The sequence below is a fragment of the Streptomyces sp. NPDC058872 genome (assembly GCF_042743065.1).
Lineage (GTDB): Bacteria > Actinomycetota > Actinomycetes > Streptomycetales > Streptomycetaceae > Streptomyces.
The window spans coordinates 1-20,057 of the sequence record NZ_JBHYMK010000093.1 but is presented as its reverse complement, the minus strand read 5'-3'; the positions used below and the strand labels follow the sequence as shown (position 1 = coordinate 20,057).

The window sequence follows — 20,057 nt, the reverse complement described above, 5'->3', positions numbered from 1 at the left end:
CACAACCAACTCAGCAAGACCCGCAACCGTCGGACACCCAAAAACATCCCGAATCGTCAACCGAACACCCAGCACATCAGCAATCACATTCGTCAGCCGAGCCGCCAACAACGAATGCCCGCCGAGAGCGAAGAAACTGTCGTCCACGCCCACCGGGTCCACCGTCTCCAACGTCTTGGCGAACAGACCCGCGAGGATCTCCTCCAGGGGGGTGCGTGGGGTGCGGCCGGTGGTGGTGAGGGGGGTGGGGTGGGGCAGGGCCCGCTTGTCGATCTTTCCGTTCGGGGTCAGGGGGAGTTGGTCGAGGATCGTCAGGTAGGTCGGCACGAGGTGCTCGGGCAGTCGACCGGTCACGTGCCGGCGGATCTGCTCGGCTTCGACCTCACGGTCCGTGACGACGTAGGCGGCGAGCCGCTTCTCGTGGACGGTCACTGCGGCGCGGGTAACGTGGGGGTGGGTCAGCAGGGCGGCTTCGGTCTCTCCCGGCTCGACGCGGAAGCCACGGATCTTGATCTGGTCGTCCGACCTCCCCTCGTAGTGCAAACGGCCCTGACGGTCGAAACGGACCAGGTCACCGGTGCGGTAGAGCCGGCTGCCCGGTGCACCGAAGGGATTGGCCACGAAACGGACAGCCGTCACATCCGACCTACCGAGATATCCGTGCGCCAGACCGTCACCCGCCACGTACAGCTCCCCGGTCACGCCCGGCGGACACAGGTTCATCTGCGCGTCCAGAACATAGGCCGCCTTGTTGACCAACGGCGTCCCGATGGGAACGACCGCCTGGGGCCGCTCACCCGACTCGACCGCGTGGGTGGTGGCGTAGATCATGACCTCGGCGGGTCCATAGCCGTTGAGCACGGCAATGCCGGGCCTGAGCTGCTGGAGCTTGTGCACGTGCGCCGGAGAAGCCGCCTCCCCCACCGTGTAGGCGGTGGTGACGGTGTCGAAGGCCTCGGGGTGCTCGTCGACCAGGTAGTTGAAGAGGGTTGCGGAGAGCAGGAGCGTCGTCACCCGGTGTCGGCGGGAGAGTTCGGTCACGAGGACCGGCTCCGGCTTCTGCCCCGGCTGGAGGACGGCCGTTCCGCCGTGCAGGAGAGCCCCCCAGAACTCCAGGCTGAATGCGTCCCAGGACACCGGCGAGCACTGCAGGTAGACCTGTCCGGGGCCCGTCGGGAGATAGGGCTGACCGATCAGGGTCGACGTCAGGTTGCGGTGGGAGGACAGGATCGCCTTCGGGCGGCCCGTCGAACCCGACGTGAACATCAGACAGGCGGGGTCGTCGGGGCTGAGGGGAAGGAGGAGGTTTCCGGGGTTGTGGGAGAGGAGTTCTCCGGGTGCTTCGGTGTGGGTCGTCCAGGGGCCGTCGACGCGCTCGGCGAGCACCGGGCGGGTGACGAGGTGGCTGATCCCCGCGTCGTCCGCGGCGGAGCGCAGCCGGTCGTCGGGGAAGTCCGGGTCCAGGAGGACGTGGCCTGCGCCGGTCTTCAGGACGGCGAGGAGGGCGATGGCGAAGCGGCTACCGCGCTCCAGGAGGATGCCGGCCATGTCTCCGCGCCCCAGACCGCGGGAGCGCAGGTGCCGGGCCCAGCGGTTCGCGGCGGCATTGAGCTCGGCATAGGTGAGTTCCACCGCCCCGTCGATGAGTGCGACCGCACCGGGGAGGCGCGCCGCCTGCTCCTCGAAGCGCTCCACCAGCGTCGTCTCCACCGCGTCCGCCACCGGCCCGGACCAGCGGCCCGTCAGCATCTCGCGCTCGGCCTCCGACAGCACCTGCAGGTCGGCCGTGGTGCGCTCGGTGGGTCGCTCATCGGCGAGGACGGAGGCGAGGAAGGCGGCGAACCTGTCCTGGTGGGCGGCGACGGCTTCCGCGTCGATGCCCTCGACCGGCGTGTCGAAGTCGATGCGCAAGCCGTTCGCGGTACCCAGGTCGAGCACGGCGACGCTGAGGTCGTCCACCGGGCCGTTGCTGACGTTGTGGTTGACCGTCGGGTGGCCGCACACGGTGAGCTCCGTCTGGAAGCCCATGATGTTGAGGACGGGTGCGGCCAGTCTGCGGCTCCCGTCGATGACGCCGGCGTCCCTGCACAGGTCCTCGTAGCGGGTCATCTGGTGGCGCAGACCGTGCTTGACCTCGGCCGCCACGGAGCGCACCAGGGCCCCGAGCGTGTCCTCGGGGCGCACCCGGAGGCGTAGCGGAACCACGTTCGAGGACATTCCGGGGGTGCTGCGGGCCAGTCGGGACGTCCGGCCCGTCACCGGCAGGGCGATCGTCAGCTCCGTCTGTCCGGTGACGCGGTGCAGATAGACGCTGAAGAGCGCCGTGAGCAGGACGGACCAGGAGGCGCGCTCGCCGCGGGCGACCGAGCGGAGCCGGTCGGCGTCCGCCGGGGAGACGCGGACGCTGCGCCGCGCGAAGGGCAGGCCGCCGTGCGCGGGGACCGCGCGGTCGGTACCGCGGACGAGGCCGGCGGGTGCGTCCGGCGCTCCGTGGAGGTGCTCCCGCCAGGCGTTGCGATCGGCCACGGCCTGCTCGGACCGCCGGTACTCCGCGTCTTCGGCGAGCAGTTCGGCGAGGCTCCCGAACGGAGAGGCACCCCAGGGTTCTCCCGCCACCGCCTGCTCGTACAGCTCGATCAGTCGTGCGAGCGCCATCGACACCCCCACGCCGTCGACGACGAGGTGGTGGAATCCGTAGAAGTAGAAGTACCGCTCCTCGGCCAGCCTGATCAGCGCGCAGCGGACGGGGGCTTGGCCTCCGGTCAGATCGAAGGGGGCACAGATCAGGGCGTCGACGTGGCGCCACGCCTCGCGCTCCGGGTCCTCGCCGGCGCTCACGTCGATGAACGGCAGGCTGCGGGAGCCGGCGTCGACGTCGATCAGCTGCCACACCTGCTCGCCGTCGTCCTCGAAGCCACGGACGCGGAGGAAGTCCGCCTCCGCGACGAGCCGGCGCCAGGCGGCGGCCATCAGTTCCGGATCCACGGGGCCGTTGATCTCTCGGCACTCCCCGACGTTGTACTTGATGCCCGTCGGGTCGAGGGCGTGTGCCGTCCAGATGTCACGCTGGGCCACCGAGAGCGGCAACCGGACGGCGGCCGGAGCGGATGCGACGGGCGTGTCGAACGGCATGAGGGGCTCCTGGAGAAGTCATGACGGAGGAGGGCGACCGCGAGGAGCGGTCCGGCCGGTGAACGGCGGGCATGCGCCATACAACCGGCGGGTCGGGGTGGAGAGCGGCAGTTGCTCCGGCGGTACGGGAAGCGGTTCGACGGCGGGGCGGCAGTCAGGCGGCAGGAGCGGCGGCGGCGCCGGGGAGGGGTCGGGCGCCCGGCTCGGCGGTTGCGTCCGCGGCCAGGGTCGCGCGCACCACCCACATCACGCGGAAGGACGAGCGTCCGCCTTCCGTGCCGGCCCGGATCACGCCGCTGACCAGGAGGTCGCGGACGAGCCGGCCGCAGTGCGGCAGGGGCATGCCGGTCAGGCGGACGACGTCTTCCAGGGCGAAGGGATCCTCGTTCGCGTCCGAGAGCGCGGTGATCAGGCGGCGGTGGCCGTCGGGGAGTGCGGCGAGGGTGCGGGCGACGCGCTGCCGGAGGCGGGAGGCGGAACGTCCGTCGGCCAGGTGGTCGAGGAGCGGTGCGGGGTCGGAGTCGACGATGTCGCGGAGCGCGGGCAGGTCACAGAGGGTGAGCCAGGAGGCAGCCGCGGAGAGCGCCAGCGGGTGGCCGTCGAGACGGTGGCAGAGCCATGCGATGTCGGACCGGACCCGGTCGTCGGGGACGATGTCGGGGCGGGCGTGACGGAGCCTGCTGAGGAAGAACCGGGCCGCGGGAGCGTCGGGCCGGACGCCTTCGGACGGGTTGGGCGCCTCCAGCGGGGAGAGGAGGAAGAGTCGCTCACCGGGGACGTTCCAGGGTTCGTCGGCGGTGAGCAGCAGGCGCAGTCCGGGAAGCTCTCTTAGGAGTCGGCTGAGGCGGTGGAAGTCGAGCAGTGCGGTGTCCACGCCGTCGAGGACGAGGAGTACGCCCCGGTCACCGAGGGCACCGGCCAGATCGGGAACGGATTGATCCGCACGTCCCTGGGGCGGGGCACCGGCCCTTCCGCGGACCTGGCCGTCGACATCGGGTCGATCGCCCTGGTCGTCGGTGCCGTGCAGGAAGGCGGCGCAGTCGGCCGCAAGGGTGGTGAGCGGTCCCTCACCGGCCGGCAGGCAGTCGGCGACCGCGCCGGGGTCGGTGTGCCAGAGCACGGGGAAGCCCGCGTCGTGCAGCCGCGCGGCGGTTTCCAGGGCCAACCGCGTCTTGCCGACCCCGCTCAGCCCCACGAGGGTGACGAGCCGCTCGGTGCCGGAGCGCAACTCCTCCGTGAGGACGGCGGCCTCCGCCTCCCTCTCGATCAGTGGATGCAGCGGTACGGGCGGAGCCGGCCACTCGGTGGCGAAGTGCCGCGGGACGCCGCCCCGGTGTCCACGTCGCACGGCCTCTTCCAGGGCCGTGCGGGCCCGAAGACCCAGGCGCAAGCCGTCCGCGAGGAGCCGTACCGTGTCGGCTCTGGGACGCTGTGCCTTCCCCTTCTCCAGGTCGCGGATGGCACGGACGCTGATGGTGGACAGGTCCGCCAGCTCGCGCTGGGTGAGACCGATGCGGAGCCGGTGGCCGCGTATGAGGGTGCCGATCTCGGCGGTGGCCGTCGCGGTGTCCTCCGGGGAGAGACTGGTCGTCATGATGAGCTCCCGCTGGTCGAGTTGGGCGGGCCGGGGCGGGGGAGCGATCGGACCTCCCGCCGTGGCATCGCCTCGGCGTCTGCTGAGTCCCATCGTGCGAACGCGGCTATTGAGAGGGCATCTCGGCGCTAACCCCCTGGTCAGTGCGGGCCGTCCCGCCGCGCGGACCGCTTCTCGGCGGCACGACGCCGGGTGCCGACGGCCCGGCGGCGCCAGGACGGCCTTGGCCTCGTGATAGCGGAACGGGGTCCGTGATAGCGGGTCAGGCAGGAGGCCGTTCCGTGATAGCGGGGTGATAAGGCAGCGAGCGGTGCCGTGAATCCGCTTGTTCCTAGCGTGGTGGTCACAAGGAAACGCCGCACCCCGACGAGAGGCAAAATCCCATGTCGCACACGATCGCCGCCGCCCGCAACTCCCTCCGCGCCGCCGTCGCCTCCGCGCTGATCGTGGTCGTGACCGGAATCGGCGTCCAGACGAGTTGGGCCGACGAGGTCACGGGCACCACCGCCGACACCACCACCTGCACCGTCACGGACCCGACGGTCCCGACGGACCCGACGGGGACCACGGACCCGACGGGGACCACGGGGACCACGGGGACCACGGGAACGACGGGTGACACCACCACCTGCAGCACCGACAACAACCCCTGGGACTGACTAGGCCCCGGCAGGGTCGGACCTTCAGCAGGCGATGGTGAGCAAACGTTCCGCCTCTGCAAGTTCGCGGCTCATCCGCCGCTCGCGGAACACCTCGACCGCCGGGACGAGCAGTTCCCTCGACCGTCCCGGTTCCGTTTCGAGGAGACGGGCCAGGTCCAGGCGCGCCAGCGCGCCACCGCTAAAATCCATGACGTCCTCCCGCGCGGTCACGGCGCGGTCGTAGAAGTCCCTGGCCCGGTCGGGACGCCCCATCATGGCGAACGCGTGCCCCAGGTCGCGGAGCAGGTGCCCCTCCCCGATCACGTCTCCGGAATCTCGGCAGAGTTCGAGCACTTCCGTGAAGGTCAGGACCGCCAGATCGCTGCGCCCCTGTTCGAGCAGCAACTGCCCGACGCGCCGCAGGGTACGAGCCCGTCCCCCTGTGTAGCCGACCCCCTCGTAGATCTCCAGGGCCTCGTCCAACTGCCCCTGGGCCGAGGCGATCTCACCTTGCCGCATCCGAATGTGCGCGCTCTGGGTCAGCACGATCGCACGGCCCACCACGTCACCCGCCCGGTCGAAGTCGGCCAGGGACCTCCGGTACAGCTCCAGGGCGATCGCGTCGTCACCGCCGGTCCGCGCGATGAGCGCCAGGTCGCGCCGGCACAGTGCCTCGCCCATCGGCTCGTCGAGCGCCTGGAAGACGTCGAGTGCCGAGATCAGCGTCTGCCGGGCCGTGTCGAACTGGTTGCGGCTCATGTAGAGGGAGCCGAGCGAGGCGCGTACGGCGGCCGTGCCGCGGAGGTTCCCCGCCTTGCGGACGGCGGCCAGTGCACGAAGGTGGGTCTGCTCCCACAGGTCGTAGTGACCGCGCACTTCGAAGAGCGTGACGAGGGACGTGGCGAGGTCCCAGCTGAGGTCGTGGAGACCCTCGTCGGCGGCGTGCTCGACCATGCTGCAGAGGGCCGCCTGTTCCGCGTCGAGCCAGGCGAGCGGGTCGGCGAGGACCTCATGCGTGTAGGAGACGGGCGGTTCCCAGCGGGGTGCGTCGCCGTGCAGGACGGTGAAGTCTCCGCCGTACACCTTTCCGTGGGCCTGCTGGGCCAGGTACATCCAGCCGCCCGCCATCCGGGCCAGCGCCTCCCGGCGCTCCTCGGGTGGGTGCTGTGCGGCGAGCTGTTCGCGCGCGTACACACGGATGATCTCGTGGAACCGGTACCGGAAGCCACCGGTCCGTTCCACTCCGGCGACGTCCAGCATCTGCACGTCGACCAGGGGTTCCATCAGGTCCGACGGGAAGGGGCGGCGGTCATCGAGCAGTGCACCGGCCAGCCAGCTGGGCAGGGTCGGCGCGTGCGCCATGCTCAGCAGCCGCAACAACCTGCGGTCCTCGGGCGCAAGTCCCTCGTAGGTCAGGGAGAGGCTGGCGCGCATCGTCATCTCGCCGTGCGCGAGTTCGTCCAGCCGGTGCCGTTCGTTGGCGAGCCGCTGCACCATGGAGGCCAGCGTCCAGTGCGGGCGGGCCGCGAGTCGGGCGGCGACGATCCGCAGGGCCAGCGGAAGTCGACCGACCGTGCGGACCAGGGCCTCCGCAGCGGCGGCCTCCGTCGCGACCCGCTCCCGCCCGACGATCCGCGACAGCAGTTCGAGCGCCCGGTCCTCCGCGAGCACGTCGAGTTCCACGCGGTGCGCGCCGGGCAGTGCGGTGAGACGGGCCCGACCCGTGACGAGGACGGCGCAACCACGGCTTCCGGGCAGCAGCGGCAGCACTTGCCCCTCGCCCGCCGCGTCGTCGAGGACGACCAGGACCCTGCGGGAGGCGAGTCGGGTGCGGTACATCTCCGCCCGCTCGTCCAGGGACTCCGGGATCAACTGGCCCGGTATGCCGAGGGCCCGCAGGAACCGTCCCAGGACCTCCTCGGGCGTCGCGGGGGCACCGGTCGTCCCGCGCAGGTCGCAGTAGAGCTGGCCGTCGGGAAACCCGGTCTCCGCCAACGTGTGGGCCACGTGCACGGCGAGCGTCGACTTGCCGGTGCCGGGCTTTCCGGTGATGGCGGCGAGCCCCACCGTGGTGCGCCCCGGACGTCCGGTCAGCGCCTCTTCCAGGGCGGCGAGTTGACCGGCATCGGAAACGAAGTCGGCAACGGCCGCGGGCAGCTGGCGCGGAACGGAATCCTGGCGTGCGGGCTCCTGAGCCGGCGCTGCCGGCGTCCCTGCCCCCTCGGCGCCCTCTCCCTTCTCCGGTCCCGCGGTCGGGGACGACCCCTCGGGCGCCTTCCCTCCCGACGGGCGGACGGGAACGCTCCCGGAAGGCGCCGGGAGCTCACCGGTGAGGATCGCCGATTCCAGCTCCCGCAGTTCGCGTCCGGGTTCCAGGCCGAGTTCCTCGGCGAGGAACCGTCGCGCGGTGCGGAAGGCTTCGAGCGCCTCGGCCTGTCGGCCCGACCAGTACAACGCCTGGATGAGCTGGCCGTGCAGCTTCTCGCGCAGCGGGTGCTCGTGGGTGAGCAGCTGTAGCTCCCCCACGAGCCCGTCGTAACGGCCGAGCTCGAGTTCGAGTTGGATGCGGAGTTCGACGGCGGCCAGTCGTTCCTCGTTCAGCTGGCGCGCCTTGTTGGCGAGCGGCCCGCCGTCGAGTCCGGACAGGCACTCGCCCTGCCAGAGGGTCACCGCTTCCCTCAGCAGTCGCACCGCCGGCACGAGCTCGCCCTGCTCGCGCAGCCGACGGGCCTGCAGGACGAGGCCGGTGAAGAGCGCGGCGTCCACATTGGCCGGATCGGTGTGCAGGACGTACCCCGGGGGGCGGGTCGTGATCGTGACCTCGCCGTCCGCCCCGGCCAGCAGCTTGCGCAACCGGGACACACAGATCTGCACCTGGGTGCGGGCCGTCTCCGGTGGGTCGTCCTCCCAGATCAGGTCGACCAGGTGGTTGGTGCTGACCACCCGGTTCGCCTCCAGGAGGAGGGCAGCGAGGATGACCTCCTGGCGTCCAGGCGGGAGCCGGAGCGGTCCGGCGGGCCCGTGCACTTGCAGCGGCCCCAGAACCCTGAAGGCAAGGGACGACATGTCCGGGAGCTCCTGAGATCTGTCCCCGATGTCGTCGGTCACCTATTCCCCCACCAAAGAAACGAGTTGACACGTCAGGTCCGAGTGAGGACAGTCTCCACAACCACCCCCGCCCTGTCCATGCCGTGAAGATCCCGGTCGGAGATAGAGGGGGGATAACGCGGAGTTGGCGGCTCCCCCCAGACTCCTGGCCGAGAGCGAAAGGGGCTCAGCCGTTGAACCGCCGAGATGACGCGAGCACGAGGTTGCCCGCATCCGTCGCCCCCCTCACCACCGGGGGCATCGACCTCGTCACCGCAGCCGGTGTCGACCACGTCCGATTGGTCTACGACTACCTCGACGACGGGGACCTGGACGCGTGCGCCTCCCTGCTGCACGACGGGGTGGTGCTCGAACTCCCGGGCACCCCCGCCGTGCGGGGGCGCACGGCGGTTCCGCACGCCCACCGCGGAAGCGTGCCGCCGGGCGCCCGCCACGAGATCGACCGGATCGTGGCGCAGGGGCGCAGCGTGGTCGCCACGGGCAGCCGGATCGCCGCGGGCGCCGGCGGAGGGGAGGTCCGGTTCGTCGACCTCTTCACCATTGCCGACGACGGTCTGGTCCTCGCCTGTACCCGGTACTTCCACGTGGCGCCCTAGGTGTATTGCCCCGGGAGGTTGTGGACGGGTGATGGAGGTCTCGGCTGAGGGGGATTGCCCGCCCCTCCCCCCGGAGCCGCCCTCCTCAGCAACCAGCCGCTGCCGGTACGAGACGGAGCCGGCAGGCGTCCAGTGCGCTGTCGATGTGTGCGCGCAGCCCCGGTTCGGGGGCCAGCACCGAGAGCCGGTGCATGGTCAGCATCGACTCCCAGGCCGATGTCCTGGCAAGGGGGGACGCACCCCACGAAACGCCTTCGAGGTGGGTCCAGAGGTGTGCCCCGAAGCCCAGGTCGATCGTTCCGACCCGGCACTCCTCCTCGTCGAGGGCGCGACGGGCGGCGGCCAGGAAGAGGACGGTGTCCTCGGGGCCGAGTGCCGAGACCACGGCCCGGAGGTGGGACGCGGTCAGGGACGTGACCTCCGGCCAGTCGACCACGTCACCGAAGCGTTCGCACAGGCGTACGTTCAACAGTTGTTCCATGTCCTTGGTCATGCATGCACAGATACGTTTCCTCAACCCGTCCGGACCGTCGCGACACGCAGGACCCGCCACGCACCCCCCGTACGGAGGGGTCAGCCCGGTCCGAGTGGTCGACCCCCGCGGAAAAGCCCGGGGGCCGGGCGCACGGAGCGCTCCGACCCCCGGGCGGTGGGATCGTGACGGCGGGGATCAGACCTGCTCGTCCTCGGGAATGCTGACCAGCCAGCGCGAGTCCTTGCGGGGCCGGAGGTACAGCACCCAGTAGACGGTGGCGACCGCCGTGAGGCCGCCGGTCCACAGCAGGTACTCGACGTCCTGCATGAAGAGGACGTACGCCAGGACCGCGATGAGCAACACCGGGACGGCGGGCCACAGGGGCATGCGCCAGGCCGCGACCTCGCGGTGCGCGCCCCGACGGCTGAAGAGGGCCGCGACGGCGACCAGCAGGTACATGCCGGTGACGGAGACTCCGGTGACGCCGTACAGGGTGTCGAGGTTGACGAAGCAGAGGGCGGCGCCCGGGACGCCCACGACCAGGGTGGCCACCCACGGGGAGCCGAACCGGCCCAGCCGGGACAGCGCGTCGTTGACGGGCTCGGGCCATGCCTTGTCGCGGGCGGACGCGAACAGGACGCGGGAGTTCTGGATGACCATCACGATGCCGGCGTTGATGATGGCGAGCGCCACACAGAGGCTGATGAAGGTACCGACGGCCGAGTTGGACCAGGCCGCGATCATGCCGCTGATGTCACCACCGGTGAGGGTCTCCAGGTCGCCGGCGCCGAGGGTGATGGCGACCACGGGGACGAGGATGACGGCCGTCGAGATGGCGAGGGTGGCGAGCACGGTCCGGGCGACGGTGCGACGCGGGTTCTCCAGCTCCTCGGAGAGGTAGACGGCGGTCGAGAAGCCCTGGGTGACGAAGAGGGCGATGGCGAGCCCGGAGACCACCATGGCTCCGGTGACGAGCGAGTGGGAACCGCCCTGGGCCACGACCTCGCCGTGGACGAGCGCGCCCACGCCCCGCTCGGTGTGGGCGAAGCCGAGTACGGCGACGATGCCCGCCGCGACCACTTCGAGCACCAGGAAGACACCGGTGATCCAGGCGTTGGCCCGGAGGTCGAGGAGACCCGCGAGGGTCGCGAGGAGCATGACGCCGGCGCCGGCGATCGGGGCGGGGACGTGGACGAGCGGTTCGAGGTAGTCGGCGGTCCCCATGGCGATGACGGGCGGCACGATCATCACGACCAACAGGGACAGGACGAACACCAACCAGCCGGCAAGACGGCCGGCAAGGGTGGAGACGATGGCGTACTCGCCACCGGCGCTCGGGATCAGCGTGCCCAGCTCGGAGTAGCAGAACGCCACGGCAATGCACAGGAGCGATCCGATGGCGATGGTGAGGGCGGCGTACGTGCCGACCCCGTCGAACAGGTCGGGCACGACCACGAAGAGGGTGGAGGCGGGCGTCACGCACGACAGCGTGAGCAGGGTGCCGCCCACGACACCGATGGAACGCTTGAGCTTCTGCGGCACGGGGCCGGTCTGGGGGGCCAGCGCGTGCGGTGCGCTGAGGGTGTCGGTCATCAGGCGGTTCCGATCGATGCGTGCGGTGGTTCTGAGCGGGAGCGGTATCGCCTCCGAGGCGGCTGGTGATCAAGTGGTCCATGGCTCCCGGGCTGAATGGAAGCCTGAGGAGAACCGCAGGTCAATGGACCTGTAGCTGCGGAATTCGTTGTTCCGTTCAGTGTGGAGAAGGACTCGCGGCGCTAAGGGCGCGCCACGGCGGCGCACATGCTCCGTACGGGAACCGCAGCCCGACGGGAAGGACTTTTCCTGCGCTTTACCCCTGCTCCACATGCCGGAATGCCGATCGCCGCCGGAAGGGATCCTCCCGCGCGGCCATGACTCGCCCCGGGGAGAGCCCCTCGACCGACCGCTCCCCGATCAGAAAATAGTAGCCATGTACATAGTAGCCATGTACTGTTTCTGACATGCGTGCAGAAGCCGAGAGCGCCACCGCGGGATTCCTCGTCTGGCGCCTGTCGATGAAGTGGCGGGTGGCCGTCGACCGGGCAGTGGCCCCCCTGGGACTGACCCATGCCCAGTACGCGCTCCTGGGGTCCCTGTACGGCATGGGGCGTTCCGGGAAGCGCCCCAGCCAGCGGGAGCTCGCCGACCACGTCGGACTCGAAGCGCTCTACGTCTCCAAACTGGCCCGCACCCTGGAGGCCGGCGGACTCGTCACCCGCAGCCGGGACCCGAAGGACCCCCGTGCACTGCAGGTGACGCTGACCGAGCAGGGGTACGAGGTCACCCGCCGCGCCGTCGAAGTGGTCCAGGGCCTCCTGGACCAACTGCTGGAACCGCTCGGGGGCCGGACCGGCCAGCGCGCCCAACGGTTCACCCACGAACTGGCGACCCTGCTCGACGTCCCCCTGGACCCGCACACCGCGAACGACGAGGAGCAACGGACATGACCACCACCGCACCCACCACCAACGGCCGCGTCATCGCCCTGGCGCACTACGCCGCGCGCGCCCTCCTGGAAGGAGTCCTGACCCGCCACGGCATCACCTTCGAGCAGAGCGTGACGCTCCGGGCGGTCTCCGTCGGAGGCGCCCCCGTCGAACGGGAACGGCTGGTCGCCGACGTCATCGGCTCGCTGAAGGCCGACGAATCGGTCGCGCGTGCAGCCGTCGACCGGTTGACGGCGGCGGAGCTGGTCGAACGGGACCCGGCGGAGGCGTCCCGGATTCGACTCACCGATGCCGGTCGACGACTGTTCGAGGTCACCACGGCCGAGACCGCCGAGATCTCCGCCCGGCTGTACGCCGGCATCCCGGCCGAGGACCTCGCCGTCGTCGGCAGGGTGCTGAACCTCGTCACGGAGCGTGCGAACGCCGAGCTGGCGCGGACCCGGGGAACCGGATCCGCATGACGCTGCCGCTCCGGGCACACGCCCGCACGGAGCGCGCAGGACGTTCGCCCCACGGCCCACGACCGGCTCCCGCACGCCCCCTCACCGCCCGCGAGGGGGGCCGGGCCTCGACGGTGACGGGCACGGCGGCGAAGAAGACGCCCTTCCGCCGTGCAATGCACCGCGTCCGACGCCGCGCGCCGGTCCGTCGCGGTTCACGGGACAATCACCAGTGGCTCTTCGTCGGGCCTGGGGGCGGCCGGCGACTCCCCCACGGAAGTGATCACGGTCGCCAGGTCCGCGCCCGCGCGGAGCAGGGCCACGGTCCGCCCGGCGATCCGGTCCAGGCACTGGCGCAGGACGTGCTGGACCTCTCCCGAACCGTCGAGGTGACTGAGGGACGCCATGACGTCGCGCACCGCGGGAACGCCGTACCCGGCGCCGCGAAGGGCCACGACGACCCTGGCCGCCCTGATGGCCGGAACGACGAAGCCTCCGCACTCGACGCTCCGGGGCGCTGGCGCGTCAACGTCCGGGTCGACCGCGCAACGTGTCGACCGCATGGTGCCGCACCCCGTATACGGGGCGCTCGGCTGGATCTCCGTGGTCAATCCCGGTGGGAGGACGGCGGACACCGTGGTGGGCCTCCTGCGCGCCGCCCACGAGGCCGCTCGGGCCCGGTCCGTTCGACGGGGCGGACCGGACCGCTCCTGACACGGCCGGCGCCGTTCCCCTCCCTCGCGCGCGCTGCGGTTCCGCCGCCCCGGACAAGCGAGCCGCGCCGAGCCGGCCGATGGACACCGGAGGCGCTGCCGCTCCGGGCACTCGTCATGGGGACGGGCCGACGCCCTTCGACAGCGCCTCGGCCGCACGCTCGGCCTCCGGCGGACGGGTCCTCAGCGCTCCGCTCCGTCATGGACCAGCCTCCGGACGACGAGGGCGAGCCGGACGCGGGTCAGCCCTGCGGGTGTGGTGGGATCCAGGCCGAGCGTCCTGCCGATGTGATCGAGGCGGCGGGCGATGCTGCTGTGGTGACGGTGGAGGAGTTCGGCGGCACGACGGACGGAGGAAGAGGCGCAGTAGGCGTCCAGTACCTCCACGTCCTCCGGGAGCAGCAGGTCGAGCGCGACCACGTCCGGATTGTCCCGTGCGACGCGCTCGGGAACGGCCGCGAGCAGGGCGAGCGCACCCAGGTCGGTGTGGTGGACGACGGGTTCCCGCTCGGTGGCGAAGCGCAAGGCCGTACGGGCCTGGCACCAGGCGAGGTCGGGGCGGTGGGCAGCCCCGATGCCGGCTCGTACGGCTGCGGGAAACCGGGTCCGGTCCAGGGCCGTGGCCAAGATGACCCCGGCGTCGGCGAGCAGGGCCGTCTTCACCGGGCGGGCCGGGCAGACCAGGGTGCCGATCCGGTCGAGCGGGAGTCCGGTCCGCACGGCGACGACGTGCACCGGAAGGTCGACGGCGAAGCCGAGGAGGCGCAGCGCCCGCGCCCGGGCGGCGGCATCGCTGTCCCGGCTGACGACCAGTTCGACGAGGGCCGGGTCGGCCATGGTGGTGCGGGCCGGGCCGTAGCGCTCCGCGGCAGCCGCAGCGGCGAGGGCGAGCCGGTCGAGGAGCACTTCGTCGAGCGGGTGGGGCGGGCCGGGCCGCTCCAGCCACACCGTACCGATCTCCTCCTCGTCGAGGGTGATCGGCACCGTGGTGGAAGCGGGCTTCGAGGCGTCGGGCGCGGCCGTGCCGTGGGGCGAGACACGGGTTGACCGGCCGGTGCCGTGGAGCCGTACCCCCACGACGCACTCGGCCAGACCGGCCGAGGCCCGGACCAGCGCCGGAAGGTCCACTCGGCGGCGCATCAGGGTGTCGTAGAACGCAACGATGCGGATCGCCCCGTCAACGTACGGATCGAGTCCCGACAGACGTTCGACCAATGCCTCCATGGCGGAAAGGATGGCAGACCGCAGCGGGGACGGGACGCGCCCAACGGCGCGTGATCGGGGCGGAACGTGCGACGGATGGCGGATGATTCCCCGGGGTGCGGCCCGGAGGATGGTCGTCATGGATCCCGAACTCGAAGCGTTCATCCCGTTCTTCCCGCAGACCGACCTGTCCGACCCGGTCTCTGCTCGCGGCCGCTTCGCCGGGCTCGCGGCCGCGGTACCCGTGCCGGACGCCCCGGAGGTGGAGGTCGAGGACCGCGTGGTGCCCGCCGGGCCCGGCGTGCCGGTACGGATCTACCGGCCGTGCAGGGCGGAAGGGGCGGTGGTCTGGCTCCACGGCGGTGGGTACGTCATGGGGGACGTGAACACCGAGCACCCGTGGGCCACTCGCATCGCGGAGGCCTCCGGTGCGGTGGTCATCTCGGTGGGGTACCGGCTGGCGCCGGAGCACCCCTACCCGGCGGCCCTGGACGACGCCTATGCCGTGCTCTGCTGGGCCGCCGAGCACGCGGCCGGGCTCGGCTTCGACCCTGCGCGGATCGCGGTCGGCGGCCACAGTGCCGGTGGCGGTCTGGCGGCCGGGGTAACGCTGCGGGCGCGGGACGAGCGGGGGCCGTCGATCCGTTTCCAGTTGCTCAACCAAGCGGGGCTCGACGACCGGCTCGACACCTGGTCGGCGCGGAACTTCACCACCACGCCCTGGTACCACCGGGGCAAGGCCGTCGCGGCCTGGAGGCACTATCTGGGGAACGGGCCCGCCACCCCGTATGCCGCTCCCGCCCGGGCCGCCGACCTGTCCGGCCTTCCGCCGGCCTACGTCGCCACCGCCGAGTACTGCCCGAACCGGGACGAGGGCATCGCCTATGCGCTCCGTCTGCTGCAGGCGGGCGTGTCCGTGGAACTGCACCAGTGGCCCGGCACCTTCCACGGCTCGCAGGCGATCCTCTCGGCCGAGGTCTCGCAGCGGCAGAACAGCGAGCTCGGTGCCGTTCTGCGCCGTGCCCTCGCCGTTTGAGCTGCTTCGCGACGGGCCGACCGGGACGAAGCCCATGGCCCCGCGGTCCGGGTCCCGGGGCCGGTCCCTCCGCACACACCCGAAGCGAACGCGAAAGGAACGTCGTCATGAGGAAAGGAACGTCGTCATGAGGATACGACTGGCACGGTGGGCGGTCGTGGCCGCACTGGGTGCGGGGACGGGGGCCTTCACGGCGGCTCCCGCGTCCGGCCGGCCGGACGCGCCCCCCGTCGGCAGTGCGCCCGCATCCACCAATTTCCACCCCGCCGCACTGCAGGGCTCCCTGGACGACGTCCATCGCGCCGGGGTGCCGGGGGTGTTCGCCGAGGTGCGGAACGACGGCAGGACGTGGCGCGGCGCCTCCGGAGTGGCCGACGTCGCGACCGGCCGTCCCGTACGGGCGGACATGCGGCACCGGGTCGGCAGCATCACCAAGACCTTCACCGCCGCCGCCGTCCTGCAGCAGGTGGAGCGGGGAAGGATCCGGCTCGACGAGCCCGTCGGCGACCACCTGCCGGACGTGGTGCCGGGCGAACGGGGCAGGAAGATCACCGTCCGGATGTTGCTCCACAACACCAGCGGCATCCCCGACTACCTTCCCTACGCGTTCCCGTCCCTCCGGGGCTTCCCCGACCGACTGGACGTTTCGACACGGAGCCTCGACGACAACCGGTTCCGCACGTTCCGACCGGCCGAACTGATCGACATGGGGCTCTCCGCGCCCCCCGCCGGCGAGCCCGGCGGATCCACCGGGGTGTACTCGAACACCAATTGGCTGATCCTCGGCGAACTCCTGGAACGGGTGACCGGGATGCCGGCGGAGGAGTACATCACCCGGAACGTCATCGAACGGGCCGGACTCCGACACACCGAATTCCCCACGGGAACCCACGTCGAAGGCCCGCACCCGCGGATGTACGAGTCGTTCTACGGCCTGATCGACCCGCCGCGCGACTACAGCGTCTACGACATGTCCTGGGTGGGAACGGCGGCCGCGCTGGTGTCGACCATGGACGACCTGAACCGCTTCTACGCCCGACTGCTCGCCGGTGACATCGTCAGCCGGGCGTCGTTGGACGAGATGAAGCGCACGGTCCCGGCCCGCGCACTGGACGGATCGCCGATCCAGTACGGGCTCGGCCTGCACCGGTTCGACCTGCCCTGCGGCACCTTCTGGGGGCACGACGGCACGGTCTGGGGTGCCGGGACGATGGCACTGAGCAGCGCCGACGGCACGCGGCAGATGGCGGTGGCGGTGAACCTCATGCGGTGGAACGAGCCGGACGCCTCGGGGAAGCCGCAGCCCCACCCGATCGACGGAGCCATGAGGGCGTTCACCCTGCGGGCGCTGTGCGGCACCGCCCCCACGGTTCCGGACCCCCTTCCGTAGGCACGGCGGGAACGGGGGTCAGGCCCGGCCGGACGCCATCTCCCCCAGCCGGGCGAGGACCCGACCGCCCGAGGCCGAAAGGCCGTCGTGCTCCCACTCGTTCGTGACCCAGACGCGCGCGGCCCCGACCTCGCGGGCGGTGCGCAGGGACAGTCCGGCGTCCACGTACATGTCGTCGTGGTAGACGACCGCGGCGAGCGGCACCTCGTTCGCCGCGAGGCGACGGCGGTCGTAGAGCGGCGGCCAGTCGGTGCGGGCGGCGAGCAGGTCGGCGGCCTCGGCGAACGGACGCAGGCCGCTGATCTCGTGGAACATCCAGGGGTACATCATCTCGCCGGTGAGCAGGAGGGGATCGGCTCCCTCCGCGAACTCCGGAAGGCCGGCCAGGGCACGGTCGGCCGCCCAGGCGGTGGGCCCGTCGCCCTGCCCGTAGAGGCTCTCCTGCATGACGGCGAAGAGCGGATTGTCGGTGAAGCCGGTCAGGAACATCACCTGGTGGAGGAAGGTCTCGGTCAACTCGCCCCGGGCTCGGCCCGACGCGTCGACGGATTCGTCGAGCAGCCAGTGGAGGCGCTCGAAGCCGTCTCCCATGCCGAGCAGGAGCCCGAGGGTGCGCAGGCGGCGCGGGGTGAGCAGGTCTCCGTTCGGGAGACGGACCTCCTCGGCCGTGAGGAGGTCGGTGATCTCCCGGAGGCGGTGGGCGTCCTCGGGGTAGCGGGCGTAGAAGTCGAGGACCCGGTCACGGACCCGGGGGTAGGTCCGGGCGTAGACGTCATCGGCGGTGGCGGTGAGACCGGGCAGCCCACCGGTGACGTAGCAGGCGCGCAGCCCTGCGGGTGCCTGGGAGAGGTAGGTGAGGGTGAGGAAGCCGCCGTAGCTCTGGCCGAGCGTCTCCCAGGGGGCGTCGCCACAGAGTGCGCGCCGTATGCACTCGGCATCGGCGACGATCGCATCGGCCCGGAAGTGCGCGAGGTGGTCGGCGAGTCGCTGCGGCGATGCGAAGCGGGCTGCGGAGCGGGCGGTGATCGGAGAGGAGCGGCCGGTGCCGCGCTGGTCGAGCAGCAACACCCGGTGCGTCTTGAGGGCATGGGGCAACCAGCCGGGCGAACCCGTTCCGGGTCGGGGTGACTTGCCGCCGGGACCGCCCTGGAGGTAGAGCAGCCAGGGAAGTTCCTCTCCGGCGCGTGCCGGATCGGCGACCTCACGGGCGAAGACCCGGAGGGTGGGGCCGTCGGGGACCCGGTGGTCCAGGGGAACGGTGAAGACGTGGTCGGCGGTTGCGTACGCGGGATTCATGGCATGCCTCGATGGGATGAGGAGGACGGTGGCGCGTCGCGGTTCTCCCCGGGCCGTGCTCGGGGCGCGGCAGGGACGGGCGCGCCACGCCGTCCGCGGGTTGCGCACCGGGCGCCTCGGTGGGCCGGGGCGCCCGTCGGCGCGCGGTGCGTACGGTGGTGCCCCCTCGGGGGGCCGGCATCACCAGCCCGTGGGATCAGGAGGTCGGGCCGGCCGGCGCCAGGGTGTACGTCCGGCTCGAGGTGTAGAAGTCGAGCGCCGCCCTGCCCTGCTCGCGCGGCCCGTGGCTGGAGGACTTGGAGCCGCCGAACGGCAGGTGGAAGTCCACTCCGGTGGAAGGGGCGTTGAGCCGGATCATCCCCGTGTCGAGCAGGTCGAGGCCGTGCAGGGCCGTGTTCAGGTCGGCCGTGTGGACCGAGGTCACCAGCCCGTACGGAACGGAGTTGGCGATCCGGACCGCATGGGCGAGGTCATCGGCGGCGAGCAGGGAGGCGACGGGTCCGAAGACCTCTTCGCGCAGCAGCCGGTGCCCCGGGGAGACCTTCTCGACCAGGGTCGGGGCCGCGTACCAGCCGGGGCCGTCCAGCGGGGTGCCGCCGACGAGCGCGGACAGCCCACGGACCGCGTCGACCACCTGGTCGCGGGCGTCCTCGTGGATGAGCGGCCCGCACACGGTCACCGGGTCCTTGGGATCGCCGACGGGGAGGGCCTTCAGCGCTTCGGAGAGGGCCTCGCGGAGTGGTTCGAGGGCAGCGCCGACCGCGATGACACGGCTGGTGGCGGTGCACTTCTGTCCCGCGTAGCCGGCGAGGGCCGCGGCGATGTGGCCGGCGGCCTGCTCGATGTCGGCATCGGGGAGGACGAGCGCGGCGTTCAGGCCGCCCATCTCGGCCTGCGCCGGGATGCCACGGGCGGTCGCGGCCCTCGCCACGGCCTGTCCGACGGGTGTGGAGCCGGTGAAGGAGACGACGTCGACGGCCGATACCAGTGCGTTGCCCTCCGTCGCGCCACCGGGGAGGACGGTGAACACCGCCTCGGGGAGGTGGTGCCGAACGATCTCGGCCAGGCGCAGGGCACAGGCGGTGGCCTCCGGGGCCGGCTTGAGGACGGCGGTGTTCCCGACGGCGAGCGCCGGGGCGGCCTTCCAGGTCGGGATCGCGAGGGGGAAGTTCCAGGGCGTGATGAGTCCGGCCACGCCGTGCGGACGGCGCCGGGTCAGGAGGAGCCCCTCCCCCGCCGCGGTCTCGTGCACGGCGCCGGTGTGTTCGAAGGGGGCCTGGGCGTAGTAGCGCCAGATCGCAGCCGTGCGTGCGACTTCGGCACGGGCCTCGGCGAGCGGCTTGCCCACCTCGCGCACGACGAGGTCGGCGAGTTCGCCGGCCGCGGCCTCGACGGCGGCGGCGACCGCGTTCAGGGCTGCCGATCGGGCTGCGGCCCCGGCCCGCAGCCAACCGGGCTGGGCGGCGCGGGCCCGTTCGACGGTGTCGACGGCGGCGAAGGCACCGGGGCTGGGGACCTGCAAGAGGACGTCGGCCGGGTCGGCCGGGTTGCGCGAGGTGAGGACGGGGAGCGTGTCGGTCACGGGGGAAGCCTCCTGGAAGGGGTGCGTCCGGGTGGAGGATGAGGAGGGTGGGTACCGGTGGTGTGCTGCCGTCAGCGGTGACCGTTGGCCACGGCCTTCTCCGTGGCGGTGCGGACCGCGGACTCGACCGCGCCGGTGAGGGGATGGCGCGGCGGCCGGGTCGGGCCGCCCGGACGGCCGGCGATGTCCATGGAGAGCTTGATCGCCTGGACGAACTCGGTCTTGGAGTCCCAGCGCAGCAGGGAGTGCAGGGACTTGTACAGCGGCAGGGCGGTGCCCAGGTCTCCCTCGACCGCAGCGCGGTAGAGCGCCGCGCAGCTGGTGGGGAAGGCGTTGGGGTAGCCGGCGATCCAGCCGACGGCTCC

Annotated in this window: 17 protein-coding genes; 7 read left to right on the top strand and 10 right to left on the bottom strand. The window is 71.7% G+C overall.

Annotated elements, in window-relative coordinates; genetic code table 11:
* On the bottom strand, positions 1–3,132 hold a 3,132-nt coding region (locus tag ACFW22_RS33880; protein WP_386412170.1), incomplete at its 3' end, for an amino acid adenylation domain-containing protein.
* Between the two features lie 154 nt (positions 3,133–3,286).
* Positions 3,287–4,726 carry a helix-turn-helix domain-containing protein gene (locus ACFW22_RS33875; protein WP_386412168.1) on the bottom strand — a complete coding sequence of 480 codons (1,440 nt, stop codon included), beginning with the start codon at positions 4,724–4,726 and terminating at the stop codon, positions 3,287–3,289.
* 383 nt (positions 4,727–5,109) lie between these two features.
* On the opposite strand from ACFW22_RS33875, the gene ACFW22_RS33870 reads away from it, so the two are divergent.
* Positions 5,110–5,385, top strand: a complete 276-nt coding sequence (locus ACFW22_RS33870) for a hypothetical protein (RefSeq protein ID WP_386412166.1) — start codon at positions 5,110–5,112, stop codon at positions 5,383–5,385.
* 24 nt (positions 5,386–5,409) lie between these two features.
* Here the strand turns inward: ACFW22_RS33870 and ACFW22_RS33865 are convergent, their stop codons facing one another.
* Positions 5,410–8,433: a BTAD domain-containing putative transcriptional regulator gene (locus ACFW22_RS33865; RefSeq protein WP_386412164.1), complete on the bottom strand. Its 3,024-nt coding sequence runs from the start codon at positions 8,431–8,433 to the stop codon at positions 5,410–5,412.
* Positions 8,434–8,648: 215 nt separating this feature from the next.
* On the opposite strand from ACFW22_RS33865, the gene ACFW22_RS33860 reads away from it, so the two are divergent.
* The gene (locus ACFW22_RS33860; RefSeq protein ID WP_386412162.1) at positions 8,649–9,071 is read left to right on the top strand and encodes a nuclear transport factor 2 family protein; all 423 of its coding nucleotides are present in this window, start codon (positions 8,649–8,651) and stop codon (positions 9,069–9,071) included.
* An 85-nt stretch (positions 9,072–9,156) separates the two neighbouring features.
* Here the strand turns inward: ACFW22_RS33860 and ACFW22_RS33855 are convergent, their stop codons facing one another.
* Positions 9,157–9,564, bottom strand: a complete 408-nt coding sequence (locus tag ACFW22_RS33855; protein WP_386412160.1) for a hypothetical protein — start codon at positions 9,562–9,564, stop codon at positions 9,157–9,159.
* 177 nt (positions 9,565–9,741) lie between these two features.
* Complete coding sequence (locus ACFW22_RS33850; RefSeq protein WP_386412158.1) at positions 9,742–11,139, bottom strand: APC family permease; 1,398 nt, start codon at positions 11,137–11,139, stop codon at positions 9,742–9,744.
* Between the two features lie 407 nt (positions 11,140–11,546).
* On the opposite strand from ACFW22_RS33850, the gene ACFW22_RS33845 reads away from it, so the two are divergent.
* Together ACFW22_RS33845 and ACFW22_RS33840 are read left to right on the top strand one after the other, a co-directional pair.
* Positions 11,547–12,032, top strand: coding sequence for a MarR family winged helix-turn-helix transcriptional regulator (locus ACFW22_RS33845; RefSeq protein ID WP_386412156.1), 486 nt, complete (start codon positions 11,547–11,549; stop codon positions 12,030–12,032).
* A complete protein-coding gene (locus ACFW22_RS33840; RefSeq protein WP_386412154.1) occupies positions 12,029–12,493 on the top strand; it encodes a MarR family winged helix-turn-helix transcriptional regulator in 465 nt (154 codons plus the stop codon). Before ACFW22_RS33845 ends, ACFW22_RS33840 begins: the two co-directional genes overlap by 4 nt.
* Before the next feature lie 194 nt (positions 12,494–12,687).
* On the opposite strand, the gene ACFW22_RS33835 is transcribed toward ACFW22_RS33840, so the two are convergent.
* Positions 12,688–13,035, bottom strand: a complete 348-nt coding sequence (locus tag ACFW22_RS33835; RefSeq protein WP_386412174.1) for a hypothetical protein — start codon at positions 13,033–13,035, stop codon at positions 12,688–12,690.
* Here ACFW22_RS33835 and ACFW22_RS33830 point away from each other — a divergent pair.
* Positions 12,947–13,186 (top strand): DUF6194 family protein, encoded by a 240-nt coding sequence (locus ACFW22_RS33830; RefSeq protein ID WP_386412172.1) that lies wholly within the window; start codon positions 12,947–12,949, stop codon positions 13,184–13,186. The two genes, ACFW22_RS33835 and ACFW22_RS33830, sit on opposite strands and share 89 nt — an antisense overlap.
* Positions 13,187–13,368: 182 nt before the next feature.
* Here the strand turns inward: ACFW22_RS33830 and ACFW22_RS33825 are convergent, their stop codons facing one another.
* The gene (locus tag ACFW22_RS33825; RefSeq protein ID WP_386412152.1) at positions 13,369–14,409 is read right to left on the bottom strand and encodes a helix-turn-helix domain-containing protein; all 1,041 of its coding nucleotides are present in this window, start codon (positions 14,407–14,409) and stop codon (positions 13,369–13,371) included.
* A 118-nt stretch (positions 14,410–14,527) separates the two neighbouring features.
* Between ACFW22_RS33825 and ACFW22_RS33820 the strand changes: the two genes are divergently transcribed.
* Both ACFW22_RS33820 and ACFW22_RS33815 read left to right on the top strand, forming a co-directional pair.
* Positions 14,528–15,424, top strand: coding sequence for an alpha/beta hydrolase (locus ACFW22_RS33820; RefSeq protein WP_386412150.1), 897 nt, complete (start codon positions 14,528–14,530; stop codon positions 15,422–15,424).
* 127 nt (positions 15,425–15,551) lie between these two features.
* Positions 15,552–16,814: a serine hydrolase domain-containing protein gene (locus tag ACFW22_RS33815; RefSeq protein WP_386412147.1), complete on the top strand. Its 1,263-nt coding sequence runs from the start codon at positions 15,552–15,554 to the stop codon at positions 16,812–16,814.
* Positions 16,815–16,832: 18 nt separating this feature from the next.
* Here the strand turns inward: ACFW22_RS33815 and ACFW22_RS33810 are convergent, their stop codons facing one another.
* The 3 genes from ACFW22_RS33810 to ACFW22_RS33800 form a co-directional block, all read right to left on the bottom strand.
* Entirely contained in the window at positions 16,833–18,110 is a 1,278-nt protein-coding gene (locus ACFW22_RS33810) for an alpha/beta fold hydrolase (protein WP_386412145.1), read from the bottom strand.
* Positions 18,111–18,306: 196 nt separating this feature from the next.
* A complete protein-coding gene (locus ACFW22_RS33805; protein WP_386412143.1) occupies positions 18,307–19,692 on the bottom strand; it encodes an aldehyde dehydrogenase family protein in 1,386 nt (461 codons plus the stop codon).
* A 71-nt stretch (positions 19,693–19,763) separates the two neighbouring features.
* Positions 19,764–20,057: dihydrodipicolinate synthase family protein (locus ACFW22_RS33800; RefSeq protein WP_386412141.1), on the bottom strand; the 294-nt coding region annotated here is incomplete at its 5' end.